Source organism: Gammaproteobacteria bacterium, assembly GCA_013001575.1.
Lineage (GTDB): Bacteria > Pseudomonadota > Gammaproteobacteria > Steroidobacterales > JABDMI01 > JABDMI01.
Window position 1 is genome coordinate 24,165 of record JABDMI010000090.1, and the last position, 14,061, is coordinate 38,225.

The following is a 14,061-nucleotide window of genomic DNA, read 5'->3' on the forward strand; positions in this document are numbered from 1 at the left end:
CAATTTTTGTAGTAAGTTTTTATTCTGTCTCTGCATGGTATACCTGTCCTGATGCAATGTAATTCTGCAAACTAAATTTTATTCCCGTATAAAAAATATAACTCTTGTCTATCAAATTTATGATGCTTCATCTTCTGGTAGAAGTAGCTCGTTGTCCCTGTATTGATAGGATCCCAGTCCATCAGGAACCAGTTCTTTCAGTACGATTCCTGTTTCTGTTATAGCTAATATGCGGCCATCGTTTTGGCCCATATAATCGCCTGGCTTAACTTGATGGATCAAACTATCTGGTGTTAACACCAGTCCATAGTCAATACCGTCTTTACTGATGGTGCCCACCATGGACAAACTGTCCAAAGGAAAGTCTTCCAGGAAGTCTTTGTTACGATTGGCATCTGGTCTTGGACCATCGCCATTTCCACCATCGGCATCTTCGCCTTTATCCGGAGTAAAAGGCGAGCGCAATAGACCCGATTGATAAGCGTATTTCTCATACACTTTGACTTCCGGTATCGGCTCAATAGTACCTGGTGGTGTGCGCTTGATCTCATCGAGCGCTTGCTCAAGTTCGCTCATATCATTTGAGCAGGCCATCAACAAACTGGACATAACCAGGCAGATTGCCAATTGTTTGAGTTTTCCTTTGTTCATCAAGAGCCCTCCCCGTCTTCCAGATAACGGTAAGTTTTCGCAATGATCTTCATTTGCAGTTTTTCTGCATTATCTCTGGAGCGGCCAGCACTGCCTCTAGCCGCAGGTGCTTTTTTAATATCAAAATTATGTAAGGTCACGATGCGTGGCAAAGCCGCAACTCGACTAACAAAATCCGCAAGCTGATGATAAGAGCCTTCCAGAGTAATGGTTATGGGCAACTCGGCATAAAAGTCACGCATAATCTCATTTTGTTTTTGAAACTGTTTTTGATCCAGGCCTGCACTGGTACCAACTGTTGAAATATCCACAACCAGATTATCCAGCTCGGTTTTGCCTGGCAACTGGTTCAACATGCTGTCAAAGGTGGTACGCATGTCAGCCAATTGTTTCTTATAAGCTTCAAGATTAACGGCTTTTTTATGCTTAACCCGGAATTGCGCCATCAGGGTTTCTTGTTTTTGCTTGGCCGCTTCCAGATCCGGGGTTTTGTTGTCCCATTCGTAATAGGTCGCGGCTCCCGCTATAACCAAGAACAATAAGGCAACCAAAGAAAATCGAAATACCGTGCTGCGATGTCCAATATCAGTGGGGTCTTGAGAAAAGGCTTGAAGTTCTTCTATGAAATTCATTGCGAACCCTCCTCTGGTGTTGGAGATGCCTGTTGTGCCTGTAATCTGAATTCGCTGACCTTAACCGGGCCTACAGTGCGGCGAACGATTCCGCTTCCGACCAGATCCGCATTTCTTAAAGTACCTGCCGCTTCTATATTTCGCATTAACGTCGCTACACGCGTGCTGGATTCGGTTTGACCAACAAAATTTATGGTTCGACCGTTTTGAACCGCGGATTGTAGAAATGTACCGTCCGGGATAATCCGAACCATATCATCGAACAGGCGTACTACTTCCGGTCGACTTTTTTGTAAACGATTAATGATCTCCATACGTTCAATTAAGCGTTTTTTAGTTTCTTCCAAAGTTTTCACTTCTTCAATCTGCCGATCCAGAATCCTTATTTCACTCTGAATGTGGTCATTCTTTTCATTCTGAAAGTCAATCTGGCCCACGTAATACCGGTTTACCAATAACCAAACGGCCAAACCCAGACCTGCTGCGACACCTGCAGCGATCCCGGTTTCTTTTTTAACTTGATTGACTTTTTCAGTGCGCCAATCGAGTAGATTAATTTTACGCATTAGTCGAAACTCCTTAATGCCAACCCACTAGCGATCAATAACGCTGTGGCATCTTTTTCAATTTTCTGGCTTTTCGCTCGCGAACTCAAAGTCATGCTTCCAATCGGGTTACCTATGATGACATTGGTATTCACTTTACTTTTGACGACAAGGTCTACACCGGTGATGTTGGCACAGCCTCCACAGATAACAATCTGCTGTGGTTGCTCCCTATCCGGGCTTGAAGCCAGATAATATTGCAACGCACGATTGACCTGTTGAGTCATATCATCCATAAACGGATCCAGCACTTCTGGTTCGTAGTTACTCGGCAAGCCGCCCAGTTTTTTCGCTTTACCGGCTTCTTCATAACTCAGTCCGTAAGTATTCATAATGTCTTCGGTCAGCTGATAACCACCGAAGTTAAAATCGCGAGAATAAATCACACGATTGTCACTGAACACAGCGAAGGTTGAAGTAGTTGCACCAAAGTCGATTACTGCAACGGTTGCCTCAACACCCAGATTAGGCATTTGATAGCGTAAAAGATCGCAGGCATTGCTCAAGGCAAATTCTTCGATGTCCACAATTTTTGGATTCAAGTTTGCGGCACGTACTGCCTGGGTTCTGACGTCAACATTCTCGATACGACTCGCAACGAGTTCCACGTCCAGTAACTCGGGGTCTCTGTCGGAAATGCCGATTACTTCAAAATCATAGCGTACTTCTTCCATCGGGAATGGAATGTACTGATCGGCCTGCATTAACACCCGTTCTTCGAGTTCACGATCTGGAAGATTGGCATCGAGTTGTATGGTTTTAGTGATCACCGCGTCACCCGCGATGGCAACGGCGACGTCATTGAGTTTAGTGCCGGAGCGCTTAACCGCCCGACGTATCGCCTCACCTACGGCTTCAACGTCGCTGATCGACTTCTCATTGACCGCGTTGGAAGGCAGGCCTTCAGCGGCATATGACTCGACTCTGTAGGATTTACTGGTCTTGGTCAACTCGAGCAGTTTGACCGCAGACGAGGAAATATCCAGACCGAGTACTGGTTTTGATTTCTTATTGAAAAACACCCTTTTTTCCTTTTATGTCGGGAACTTGTGAAACAAATATACCACAAGACCTTAAAATATGTGTCCAACTATATAACAAACAAGCTACATTGCAAGTATCTAGTTCATATTTTCAATGCCAGTTTGACTTATAATGCACTCATTTGCACCGCATCTAAATACCGACTTTACCAAACTACACAATTGAAAAGCTACTGAAAAATGAAAAAACGCTTATTTAAAATCCTTTTTAGTCTAATTCTAATTGGAACCCTATTCGGAATTGTCACCATTGTCGGTTTGTATCTGTATGTTAAGCCAAGTCTGCCGGACGTGCAAAGCCTCAGAGAAGTGAAACTCCAACAACCCATGCGGGTCTTGACCCGTGATGGAAAATTAATCACTCAATTCGGGGAAAAACGAAGAATTCCAATAAGTTACGATGAGGTGCCCACCCAAATGGTGCACGCTTTTGTGGCCTCAGAAGACGATCGTTTTTTTGCACATCCCGGGGTGGATTATCGTGGCATCCTCAGAGCTGTGTGGGTCTTGACCACCACTGGTGAAAAACGCGTCGGAGGTTCAACCATCACCATGCAAGTGGCCCGAGAATTTTATTTAAGTCGTAAAAAAGACTACATGCGTAAGATTCGGGAGATTTTCCTGGCACTCAAGATTGAACAAGAAATGAGCAAGGATGAAATTCTCACCTTATTCATGAACAAAACCTTCCTGGGCCAGAGGGCTTATGGTGTGGCTGCAGCAGCCCGTGTTTATTATGGAAAAACACCGCAAGAATTAAGCCTGGACGAGATCGCGACCATCGCTGGCATCCCTCAGGCCCCGTCTCGTTTGAATCCAGTGTCGAATCCCGAGGCGGCAAAAAATCGTCGCGCTTATGTATTGCGCCGCATGCTCGAACAGGACTACATAAGCCAAGCGGAACACGATGAAGCCAACCTCGCTCCAATCGAAACTTATGTGCACAGTGCAGAAATTGAAGTGGAAGCACCCTATATCGCTGAAATGGTTCGTAACCAAGCACTTGAGCTGTACGGGGATGCCATTTATTCCGACGGTTATCAGATCGTTACAACTCTCAATAGCAGCCTGCAAAACCAAGCCAACCAAGTGTTACGCAAAGCCCTGCACGAATACGACGAACGTCATGGTTTTCGTCGTTTAGCCGGTCAACTGAATTTGCCCACTGACATTGAGAGTATGCAAAGCAACGATTGGCGAAAATTACTCGAAGACTTCCCCGATATCGGCATGCTTAAAGGCATGCTGGTACTAAGTATTGAAGACAACGTGGCTGAGTTGGTCGACATCAATGGTGAGCGACATCAATTGACCCAGGCTGCCATCGAATGGGCCAAACCTAAAATCAATCGTGATCGTGTAGGTGAAGAACCGAAAGCACTGAGTGAATTAATGAACCCCGGTGCGGTTATTTATGTGCGAGATTACCTTAATGACAAAGGCGAGAATGAATTACGCCTGGCTCAGTCGCCTGAGCCGGAAGGCGCTTTGATCGCTCTCGACCCTAAGGACGGTGCGATCATTTCATTGGTTGGTGGGTACGATTTTGTCAAAAGTAAATTCAATCGTGTCACCCAGGCGCAACGTCAACCCGGGTCCTCGTTTAAACCTTTTGTGTATTCAGCCGCGCTGGAACACGGTTTTAATCCGGCAAGTATATTTAACGACGCGCCTGTGGTGTTTGAAGACGACGAGTTGGAAAGCACCTGGCGACCGCAAAACTCATCGCAAAAATTCTATGGCCCTACGCGTATGCGTGAGGCCTTGACCAAATCACGTAACCTGGTCTCGATCCGGATCCTGCGTGAAATGGGCATTCAACCCACCGTCGATTATTTAACCCGCTTCGGTTTTCCGGCTGAAAATATTTCCAAAGACTTGTCACTGGCTTTAGGCAGCGCCGCCATGAGTCCTCTACAAATGGCTCAAGCCTATGCCATTTTTGCCAACGGTGGTTTTAAAGTCGAACCATATTTCATCGATCACATTGAAGACTCCAAAGGCGAAAGAGTGTATGAAGCTGCGGCTAAAGTGGCCTGCCCCAAGTGCCCGGTAAATTTGCAAACGCTTGATACCGAAGACGGCAGTAAATTGGTTTTTGTGCCGGAAAACCTTGAAGACGATCAAAATGATGTAACTGTTGAGGATACGGAAAGTGCCTACGCACCCCGTGTGGTTGATCCGCGAAATGTTTACATTATTCAATCCATGATGCGGGACGTGGTTCGGCGTGGCACAGCAACCAAGGCCCAGGCGCTCAAGCGCTCGGACCTTGCGGGCAAAACCGGAACCACTAATGATCAGCGCGATGCCTGGTTCGCAGGTTTTGTGCCATCGTTGGTAACCATAAGCTGGGTCGGTTTTGATGATATGCAAAAACTCGGTAACCGTGAATTTGGTGCCATCGCGGCTTTACCGATGTGGATCGATTTTATGCGTGTGGCACTCGAAGACATCCCGGTAAGCAGCTTTGATGATCTACCCAATGGCATGGTGCAAGTGGAGATTAATCCGGAAACCGGCTTACGACTGACTGATGAAAATGCCGATGGCATGGAGGAAATATTTTTTGCTGACAACGTTCCGGACATTCAGGAAGAAAGTATTGCCGACATTTTCTTTTTCGAAGGCGAGGAAACCATAGTTGTGGATGAAGAAGGCGAAGAAACAGTCGAACTGGAAGAAGAGTCCTTGTTTTGATCCATTGAATGGATTACCAGGACGCTCTCTACAAAATAAGGAATTAAGAAAAACTATTACAACGCAGTCCGCGGTTTTTAATTATACTCAAACTGTACGCAGAACAAGTGAGGTACTAAACATGGCAAGAAAAGCCGTTCGCTCACAACAACAACGCATTCGCGTCGCCCAACAGGCCGCCAAATTAATCGCCGAACACGGGATTCGCGATTACCAGTTGGCCAAACGTAAAGCGGCTGATCAACTGGGTCTTGATATCAAATCTTCCATGCCGCGCAATGATGAAATTGAAGCGGCCTTGCGAGAATACCAGCAACTCTTTGATGCCCAGAATACTGCATCACGCCAAGGCACATTAAAAGCAGCCGCAATTGATTGCATGAAATTGTTCGAGGATTATGACCCCCTCTTGACCGGACGCATTGTGCAAGGTACCGCCACCGCACACACACCGATCACCTTGCATATTTTTTGCGACAATCCGCGGGTGATCGCAACTCTTTTAATGGACGAGCATCTGGATTTTGATGCGAGTGAAAAACGTTTACGAGTTAATAGCGAACTGTATTCAGACTATCCGTGTTTCTTATTCGACTTTCAAGAGCACAAGGTCGAGCTTCTGGTCTTACCACACAAATTACAACGTCAGGCGCCATTATCCAAGGAGAACGCACGGCCCATGAAGCGCTTGAATTTAAATCATTTGATGCAAACTCAGCTTATGTAACTAGACCAAGATCAATCCACCTGATGTATATTTAGTTTTCCAAATGGCTTTTTAAACATATGCAATTATAAAAGGCCGCATATAGCGGCCCTGTGTATATTTGATTACACGATTGGTTTTAACGCTGGCCAATTTCCACATAATCACGTTTCGGTGCACCCGTGTAGACCTGGCGTGGACGTCCGATGCGGCGTTGCGGGTCGTTCATCATTTCCATCCACTGTGAAACCCAGCCCACAGTACGGGCGATGGCGAACATCACCGTGTACATGTTGGTAGGAATGCCCAGTGCTTTGTAAATAATGCCGGAATAAAAATCCACGTTCGGATACAAGCCACGCTTAATGAAGTATTCGTCTTTAAGCGCGACTTCTTCAAGCTTGAGTGCCAAGTCGAATAATGGCGTATCCACTTGCCCGAGATTTTCCAAAACCTTATGACACATCTTGCGAATAATCGTTGCGCGCGGATCAAAACTTTTGTACACACGGTGCCCAAAACCCATCAAACGGAAAGGGTCTTCCTTGTCTTTGGCCTTGGCAATGTATTTATCAAAGTTAGCCGTAGAACCAATCTCATTCAGCATAGCCAATACCGCTTCGTTGGCACCACCATGCGATGGGCCCCATAAAGCTGAAATACCAGCGGCGATAGCAGCATACGGGTTAGTGCCCGAACTACCCGCCAAACGAACTGTAGAGGTTGAACAATTCTGCTCATGGTCGGCGTGCAAAATAAATAACAGATCCAGCGCTTCAGCTGCGATCGGGTCAATCTCGTATTCTTCCGGCGGCACACTAAAATACATATGCAATAAATTGCTGGTGTAATCAAGATCATTTTTCGGGTACACAAACGGTTGACCCAGTGAATGTTTATACGAAGCCGCCGCCATGGTAGGTACCTTGGCAATGATACGATGCGCGAACACCATTTGATCATGCGGGTCATTCATGTCAACGCCCGGATAGAAGGCCGATAAACAACCAACCACTCCCGATAACATCGCCATGGGGTGAGCGTTGTGATGAAAACCGTTAAAGAAACGCAACAAGGATTCATTGATCATGGTGTGCTGGGTGATGGTGGTGACAAACTCATCCAGCTCGCTCTTACTTGGCAACTCACCGTGTAGCATCAGGTAACAGACTTCCATGTAAGAACTTTTTCCGGCCAATTGCTCAATTGGATAACCGCGAAATAACAACACGCCTTCTTCACCATTAATGAAAGTGATCTCGCTACTGCAACTCACGGTGGAACCAAAGCCTGGATCGTAGGTGAAGATTCCATGGTCTTTGTACAAACGGCGTACATCAACCGCTGGAGGCCCCATGGTGCCTTCGACTAAAGGGAGCTCCGAGACTTTACTGGCGTCCGGGTTGGCTAATTTATAGTTTTTATCACTCATAATGTTGATCCAATTGGAAATTCACTGGCAAGCGTGCAGGGGCTGGCATTATATGGAGTGGTGCGCCGTAACTCAATATCGCGGCTTGGCTATTTTGCGCGATTACTGAAAAAACACCGGTTTGCTCTACTCCACCAACTTGATCAACTGCCCGGATTGCGGCTGTAAGTCGGGATATAGCGCATTTAATAAGCGAATTTGTTCGGCTGCGTAGACCGGAATCGGCGAATTTGCCGTCAAACTCTCAATCGTTTCTCCAGCCTGCACTCTATGCAAAACCAGGCGTTGCGGTTTGGCATTTGCCGTATCGGCGTCACTCATATAACGAAAGCTGGCGGCGGTGGTCTGAAAAAACGGATCAAATTCGGCATGCATATTCTTGTCTTTGACCGCCGACTGGAACACGTAGGCACGCTCGCCCTGATAAATAACGGTATAACGAATATCGCGAGTGCCCCATGGAGTGGTACCTCGACCCATAGCGGTATGTGCGGGCATGCCATTTATTTCCAGCGCTTCGTCGGAATGCATGCGTTTGACCTTGACCCGCTCAATTAAAAACTCGCGCGGCGTGATCTTTTTATTCAAATCATCAGTGCCCATACGTATGATCGCAGCATTAGCGGGTGCGTAAATATCAATATAGGCCGGGAAGTTCTCCACGCGCCACGCAGCTGGAAAATCAAACGCAAAGTCGAGATCTTTGTGATAAAAACTGTTGCCGCGGGTTATGCCTTCTTTAGCTGGTTTGTCAAACAGCATCTGGTCTTGCATGCGAATAAAAGCTTCGCGTTCGGCCACACTCACTGCTGGCGCATCCGGCGCAAGACTGCTAGCTTCCTCGATTACTTCTTGCAAACGTGTGTCATTACGCGGATGGGTTGAGAACAAACCGTGATAAACCCGCGGTTCACGATTTTCTTTAACGGCACGATCTTTTTCATATACTTCCTGGTCTTTCAACACACTGATCACATCAATCATAGCTTGCGGCGTATAAGCATTGTTTGCAAGATATCGAGCGCCCAATGCATCGGCTTCCAATTCCATTTTGCGACCATAACCACTGAGAACCGCAGCGCCCAGTAATTGCGAGAGATTATAGGCGTCACTGCTGCCGGTACCGATCGCAACGGCCATACCCGCTAGTCCTGCCAGGGTAGATTTGGTTTGTTGGCGCACTGAGTGTCGGGCGGTGACATGTCCGATCTCGTGACCTAATACCGCAGCAAGTTCAGCCTCGGAATTCAAATACGCCAACAAACCACGGGTTATGTAAATGTAACCGCCGGGAAGTGCAAAAGCATTAACCTGATCGGAATCGAGCAAAGTAAAACGGAAGATCAGATTATTGCGTTCACTGTTCTCTGCCAAAGTTGTGCCGACATTTTTGACCAGAGCCTGCAATTCGGCATCATCGTATTCGTCATACACCTGCATGACTTTGGGATGCAATTCACGCCCTTGAGCAATCTCGGCATCTTCAGACATTAAGACAAAATCGCGCCCTCCGGTGGCCGGATTGGTGGCGCAAGCGCCAAGCAACATTACTGCGCTGAGCACCCCGGCATAAAACAGTCGGAGTATGGATGGACGAAGTGAATTTGACCGGGTCATGGGATTTCCAATACAGGGTTTATGAGAATATGGCCGACCTTTATAAAAGAGCCTTGGCGAATACACAAGTATTTGCAGTAAATTGACTCATCAGTCTGTCCCATTTGACCAATTATGTACAATTTAATGTACATTTAATATTTAAGCCCAGACAATAAAAAAGAGCACCGTAGTGCCCTTTTTCTTGAATAAGTATCTGATTTCAATGAAATACTTATTTTCCGCGATTTGCGTAACGCTTGCGGAAGCGATCCACTCGACCACCGGAGTCCAGAATTTTCTGTTTGCCGGTATAGAACGGATGGCACTTGGAACAAACCTCTACATTAAGGTCATCTCCGAGCGTAGATTGGGTTTCAAAGCTATTCCCGCAGCTGCAGGTCACATTGATCGCCGAGTAATTAGGGTGGATTTCTGGTTTCATAGTCTTATTCCTGTGTCTTCAAGGTGTCGATGTCCGACCGACGCCATGACATAAAAAGGTCGCGCATAGTACAAAGATTAGGCGGGATATGCAAGGTTTATTTCGCTTTCTCAGGGCAAGAACAGGGCCTGCAGATCATTCAGGAATTGTTGCCCTAAGGGTGTGACCCGAATACTGCTATCCGCTACCCGTAACCATTCCCGACTTTTTGCCGTATCTATCTTTTCGATAACCGTGTCTGAATCCAGTCCGGTCATTTGTGCGAATTCTTGCAAGCTGAACCTTTCCTGCAAACGCAATCGATTCAAAAAGTATTCAAAGGCAAGGTTACTGGCGGTAACTTTTGTTGCATGAATGAAATCATCACCCAAAGCATTATCTAAATATTGTTTGGGATGCCTGGGTTTGGCAGTGCGGTGAACTGATCCTCTCGTGTCTGTAATCTTGCCGTGCGCACCAGCACCAATCCCCAGATAATCGCCAAAGCGCCAATAATTCAGGTTGTGTTGACATTGCTTATCCAGTTTTGAATACGCCGAGACTTCGTATTGCTTGAATCTATTTTCAGCGATCAGCTTTTGGCAGGCATCCTGAATTGCCCAGGCCGAGTCGTCGTCCGGTAGCTTGGGTGGAAACTTTGCAAATAAGGTATTCGGTTCCAGGGTTAGTTGGTAATGTGACAAATGCGTGACCGGAAAAGACAAGGCCATTTCAACATCAGACAAGGCCTGGTCATACGTCTGTTCAGGCAAGGCATACATCAGATCCAGATTGATGTTCTCGAATCCGGAATCAAAGGCCGTGGTTATGGCTTTTTTTGCTTCATCGGCATTGTGGATTCGCCCGAGTTTTTTGAGATGTTCATCATTAAAACTCTGAATACCGATGGACAATCGATTCACCCCGGCTTGCCGAAACCCGGCAAACTTCTCGGCTTCAAAAGTGCCGGGGTTGGCTTCCAGCGTAATTTCACATCCTGTTTCGAGCTGGATTCGATCGTTCACACCATCGATTATTCGCCCAATTGAATCGGACAAGAACAAACTCGGCGTTCCACCACCAAAGAATATGGAATGGATTTTTCTTTGATTGGTATCAATGTCAAAGTGCCTGAGGTCATACTCCAGGTCTTGCAAAAGTCGCTGCACATATTCTGATTCCGGCAACTCATTTTTTTGCTGATGCGAATTAAAGTCGCAATACGGACACTTGCGCACACACCAGGGGATGTGGATGTATAAAGACAAGGGCATCATGGTCATCTCATCAGGTCAAATGCTGGATCAGCAATTGCATAGCCTTACCCCGATGACTCAAGCGATTCTTAGTCTCTTTATCCAATTCTGCCGAAGCGCATTCCATTTCCGGAACGTAGAACAAGGGATCATACCCAAAACCATTCTCGCCACGCGGTTCAATAAGAATTCGACCGTTCCAAATACCTTCGCAAATAATTGGCACTGGATCATTCGGATGTCTTACCAAAACCAAGGCACATCGAAAACTTGCGCTGCGTTCCAATTCGGGAACGCCTTTTAAATCCTCAAGCAACTTGGCATTATTCGCCGCATCGTCACCATGTTCTCCTGCATAACGAGCAGAAAATATCCCGGGAGCACCATCCAGGGTATCCACAGACAAACCGGAATCATCGGCAATTGCCGGTAACCCGGTTTCACGACTGACATGTCGCGCTTTCAGTAATGCGTTCTCAACAAATGTTGGTGCGGTTTCTTCGGCGGGGGGAATGTTGAAATCGGCTTGCGAAAGAATTTCCAGACCCAAGGACGCGAGCATCTCACGCAGTTCTTTCAACTTGCCTTGATTGCCACTGGCAAGAACAATTTTAGTTTTAGTTTGCATAAAACAATCACAATAACTGATTAAAGTCCCAAAACGTCGCGCTGGGCTTGTTGGATTTGGGCAATGCCCGACACCGCGAGATCCAGTAAAGCGTCCATTTCTTCACGCCGGAACGCTTGCCCTTCGGCGGTGCCCTGCACTTCTATAAATCCGCCTTTACCGTTCATGATCACATTCATATCGGTATGCGCATTGGAATCTTCCACATAATCCAGATCACAGACCGGTACGCCCCCATAAACGCCAACCGATAAGGCGGCGATCTGGCAAGTCAAGGGCGACGCTTTAAGTTCGCCATTTGATATCAGATAACCGACCGCATCGTGTAAAGCAACATAAGCCCCTGAAATTGACGCACAACGCGTTCCGCCGTCAGCCTGGAGCACATCGCAATCGAGTGTAATGGTGCGCTCGCCCAGTGCCTGCAGATCTACAACAGCGCGCAATGAACGCCCGATAAGACGCTGTATTTCTTGTGTTCTACCGCTTTGTTTGCCACGCGCCGCTTCACGCCCGGAACGGGTATGTGTTGAACCTGGCAACATGCTGTATTCCGCCGTCAACCAGCCTTGCCCCTTGCCGCGTAAAAATGGCGGTACCCGCTCTTCGATACTGGCAGTACACAAAACCCGGGTGTCGCCACAGGAAACCAGAACCGAGCCCGGTGCATGTTTGGTAAAAGCGCGTTGAAAATCGAGCTTGCGAATCTGGTCTGGGGCGCGACCACTGGGACGTAATGACATGAGTTAAGCCTTTATGAAAAATGTCGACAAGAAAATACTGGAATATTACTGAATACACGAATTATAGTTCTTAAGCCAGCCGCCAGAGTATGTTTCGACTGTATGGTCAGTGACTATTGGTCCGGTGACTATTGGGCCAATGACTATAGGGACATTAAAAATTGCTGGTATAGATACTCAACTTAAAATTTAGTTGATGTTATGTCTCATTAATCTTGAGAACCACAACACTGGTGTTGTCACTCATTGGAAAACAGCGATTAACCGCGAGTTCGCACATATTTTCAACCATGTCCTGAGTTTTCATATCATGACGTGATAAATGTTCGGCAATTTCCGTATCACTGAAAGCGCTCCACAATCCATCGGAGCACAACATGATGCGATCTCCGGCCTCAACCGTCATGGGACCGGACTCAGTCAGAATACTCATTTCAATTTCCCCACCAAGACAAGATTCAACATAATTTCGCATGGGGTGTTCATTGATCTGGGATTCTTTGATCAGACCCTGTTGCAATAACATTTCAACGTGGGTGTGGTCGCGGGTGCGGGTGAGCAATTTGTTTTTGCGGGTGTGGTACAAACGGCTATCACCAACGTGTGCCCATAGCATGCGGTCGCGCTGGATCAGGCACACCGCCGCGGTGGCGCGTGGCATCATGTCCATCGACATTTGAGCGCCGGCTTTAATAACCGCTTCGTGCGCATCAAAAATGAGTTCGGATAAAAAGCGTTGTTCTTGCATTAAAGGCAGTTTTGCCTCGGCAAATTTTTTAAGCATGCAGTCCAATGCCACTTGTGCGGCAAGGTCACCACGCGAGTGGCCTCCCATACCATCCAGCACCACAGCTAATAAGCTGTCGCCACGCCGCAGAACACCAACGCGATCCTGGTTTTCTTCCCGGTCCCCCAACAAACTGGCTTTTGCGGTCTCTATTTGCACTCAATGCCCTTTTGATCCATGTGATTTTGACTCGGGTTCTGATCCGTTTGCACGAACATATTATTTATTCACTTTATTTTATTATCAGTTAAAACCTGCCCAATTCTTGGTAGAGCAGAAACTTTACTGATTGCCTATACCTAATCGCTCATTATCGTACGCAATTCAGGCAACCGCCAGTAAAAAATGCATTTGTTGACACTTTTTCCCTATAATTTACTCATAAAATGAATCTTTTTTAATCAATTCACACTACTGGATACGTATGACACAAAGCATGACTGGTTTTGCCCGTGCTCAAGGAGAAAACCAACAATTAAGTCTGGTATGGGAATGTCGCAGTGTCAATCACCGTTATCTCGACATCAGCTTCCGCATACCTGATCTGTTGCGAGATCTGGAATCGGCCTTCCGCGAGCGAATCAGTGCCCACATTAAACGCGGCAAGCTGGATCTGAATCTAAAATACGAGGTGAAAAACTCGGGAGCGCAGGATCTGAGTTTAAATGTAGACCGTGTTCAACAATTATTCCATTTGCAAACCCAACTGGGTCAACATCACTCAACCATCAAAGAGCTCAGTGTTGCGGAGATCATCGGTTTCCCAGGGGTGCTGGAAGAACCGGTCCCTGATCTGGATTCATTGCAATCTCTGGCTTTGAGCGTATTGGACCAGACCATAGAAAAACTGAAAGAAAC

14 protein-coding genes are annotated in these 14,061 nt (G+C 46.7%); 3 read left to right on the forward strand and 11 right to left on the reverse strand.

Translation table 11 applies throughout. The features are described 5' to 3' along the window. Positions 1 to 117: 117 nt before the first annotated feature. Genes HKN88_07655 through HKN88_07670 form a run of 4 tightly spaced genes read right to left on the reverse strand, consistent with a single transcriptional unit; the run spans position 118 to position 2,910 of the window. The gene (locus HKN88_07655) at positions 118 to 651 is read right to left on the reverse strand and encodes a pilus assembly protein PilP (protein ID NNC97934.1); all 534 of its coding nucleotides are present in this window, start codon (positions 649 to 651) and stop codon (positions 118 to 120) included. Next, complete coding sequence (locus tag HKN88_07660) at positions 651 to 1,283, reverse strand: type 4a pilus biogenesis protein PilO (protein ID NNC97935.1); 633 nt, start codon at positions 1,281 to 1,283, stop codon at positions 651 to 653. The genes HKN88_07655 and HKN88_07660 overlap by 1 nt, the downstream gene beginning before the upstream one ends. After that, a complete protein-coding gene (locus HKN88_07665) occupies positions 1,280 to 1,849 on the reverse strand; it encodes a pilus assembly protein PilN (GenBank protein NNC97936.1) in 570 nt (189 codons plus the stop codon). The genes HKN88_07660 and HKN88_07665 overlap by 4 nt, the downstream gene beginning before the upstream one ends. Then, positions 1,849 to 2,910 (reverse strand): pilus assembly protein PilM, encoded by a 1,062-nt coding sequence (locus HKN88_07670; protein NNC97937.1) that lies wholly within the window; start codon positions 2,908 to 2,910, stop codon positions 1,849 to 1,851. Before HKN88_07670 ends, HKN88_07665 begins: the two co-directional genes overlap by 1 nt. Positions 2,911 to 3,111: 201 nt before the next feature. Between HKN88_07670 and HKN88_07675 the strand changes: the two genes are divergently transcribed. Both HKN88_07675 and HKN88_07680 read left to right on the forward strand, forming a co-directional pair. Beyond that, a complete protein-coding gene (locus HKN88_07675; protein ID NNC97938.1) occupies positions 3,112 to 5,631 on the forward strand; it encodes a penicillin-binding protein 1A in 2,520 nt (839 codons plus the stop codon). Between the two features lie 121 nt (positions 5,632 to 5,752). Beyond that, a complete protein-coding gene (locus HKN88_07680; GenBank protein ID NNC97939.1) occupies positions 5,753 to 6,358 on the forward strand; it encodes a hypothetical protein in 606 nt (201 codons plus the stop codon). Between the two features lie 118 nt (positions 6,359 to 6,476). Here HKN88_07680 and HKN88_07685 read toward each other — a convergent pair whose 3' ends face one another. From HKN88_07685 to HKN88_07715, 7 genes are all read right to left on the reverse strand, one after another. Next, complete coding sequence (locus HKN88_07685; protein ID NNC97940.1) at positions 6,477 to 7,769, reverse strand: citrate synthase; 1,293 nt, start codon at positions 7,767 to 7,769, stop codon at positions 6,477 to 6,479. A gap of 126 nt (positions 7,770 to 7,895) precedes the next feature. Beyond that, positions 7,896 to 9,386, reverse strand: a complete 1,491-nt coding sequence (locus HKN88_07690) for a M48 family metalloprotease (GenBank protein NNC97941.1) — start codon at positions 9,384 to 9,386, stop codon at positions 7,896 to 7,898. Between the two features lie 214 nt (positions 9,387 to 9,600). Next, positions 9,601 to 9,810, reverse strand: a complete 210-nt coding sequence (rpmE, locus tag HKN88_07695) for a 50S ribosomal protein L31 (protein ID NNC97942.1) — start codon at positions 9,808 to 9,810, stop codon at positions 9,601 to 9,603. A 110-nt stretch (positions 9,811 to 9,920) separates the two neighbouring features. Next, complete coding sequence (gene hemW / locus HKN88_07700) at positions 9,921 to 11,072, reverse strand: radical SAM family heme chaperone HemW (GenBank protein ID NNC97943.1); 1,152 nt, start codon at positions 11,070 to 11,072, stop codon at positions 9,921 to 9,923. Between the two features lie 4 nt (positions 11,073 to 11,076). After that, on the reverse strand, positions 11,077 to 11,673 hold the full coding sequence (gene rdgB / locus HKN88_07705; protein ID NNC97944.1) for an RdgB/HAM1 family non-canonical purine NTP pyrophosphatase: 597 nt from the start codon (positions 11,671 to 11,673) through the stop codon (positions 11,077 to 11,079). A 20-nt stretch (positions 11,674 to 11,693) separates the two neighbouring features. Next, positions 11,694 to 12,416, reverse strand: a complete 723-nt coding sequence (rph, locus tag HKN88_07710; protein NNC97945.1) for a ribonuclease PH — start codon at positions 12,414 to 12,416, stop codon at positions 11,694 to 11,696. A gap of 199 nt (positions 12,417 to 12,615) precedes the next feature. Continuing rightward, entirely contained in the window at positions 12,616 to 13,362 is a 747-nt protein-coding gene (locus HKN88_07715) for a serine/threonine-protein phosphatase (protein NNC97946.1), read from the reverse strand. Between the two features lie 265 nt (positions 13,363 to 13,627). Between HKN88_07715 and HKN88_07720 the strand changes: the two genes are divergently transcribed. Then, positions 13,628 to 14,061 (forward strand): hypothetical protein (locus tag HKN88_07720; GenBank protein ID NNC97947.1); only part of this gene is annotated, 434 nt, incomplete at its 3' end.

Bases quoted from the DNA above. Each gene is read 5' to 3' on its own strand.
- HKN88_07655 (NNC97934.1), bottom strand. From the start codon at position 651: ATGAACAAAGGAAAACTCAAACAATTGGCAATCTGCCTGGTTATGTCC.
- HKN88_07660 (NNC97935.1), bottom strand. From the start codon at position 1,283: ATGAATTTCATAGAAGAACTTCAAGCCTTTTCTCAAGACCCCACTGAT.
- HKN88_07665 (NNC97936.1), bottom strand. From the start codon at position 1,849: ATGCGTAAAATTAATCTACTCGATTGGCGCACTGAAAAAGTCAATCAA.
- HKN88_07675 (NNC97938.1), top strand. From the start codon at position 3,112: ATGAAAAAACGCTTATTTAAAATCCTTTTTAGTCTAATTCTAATTGGA.
- HKN88_07680 (NNC97939.1), top strand. From the start codon at position 5,753: ATGGCAAGAAAAGCCGTTCGCTCACAACAACAACGCATTCGCGTCGCC.
- HKN88_07685 (NNC97940.1), bottom strand. From the start codon at position 7,769: ATGAGTGATAAAAACTATAAATTAGCCAACCCGGACGCCAGTAAAGTC.
- HKN88_07690 (NNC97941.1), bottom strand. From the start codon at position 9,386: ATGACCCGGTCAAATTCACTTCGTCCATCCATACTCCGACTGTTTTAT.
- rpmE (NNC97942.1), bottom strand. From the start codon at position 9,810: ATGAAACCAGAAATCCACCCTAATTACTCGGCGATCAATGTGACCTGC.
- hemW (NNC97943.1), bottom strand. From the start codon at position 11,072: ATGACCATGATGCCCTTGTCTTTATACATCCACATCCCCTGGTGTGTG.
- rdgB (NNC97944.1), bottom strand. From the start codon at position 11,673: ATGCAAACTAAAACTAAAATTGTTCTTGCCAGTGGCAATCAAGGCAAG.
- rph (NNC97945.1), bottom strand. From the start codon at position 12,416: ATGTCATTACGTCCCAGTGGTCGCGCCCCAGACCAGATTCGCAAGCTC.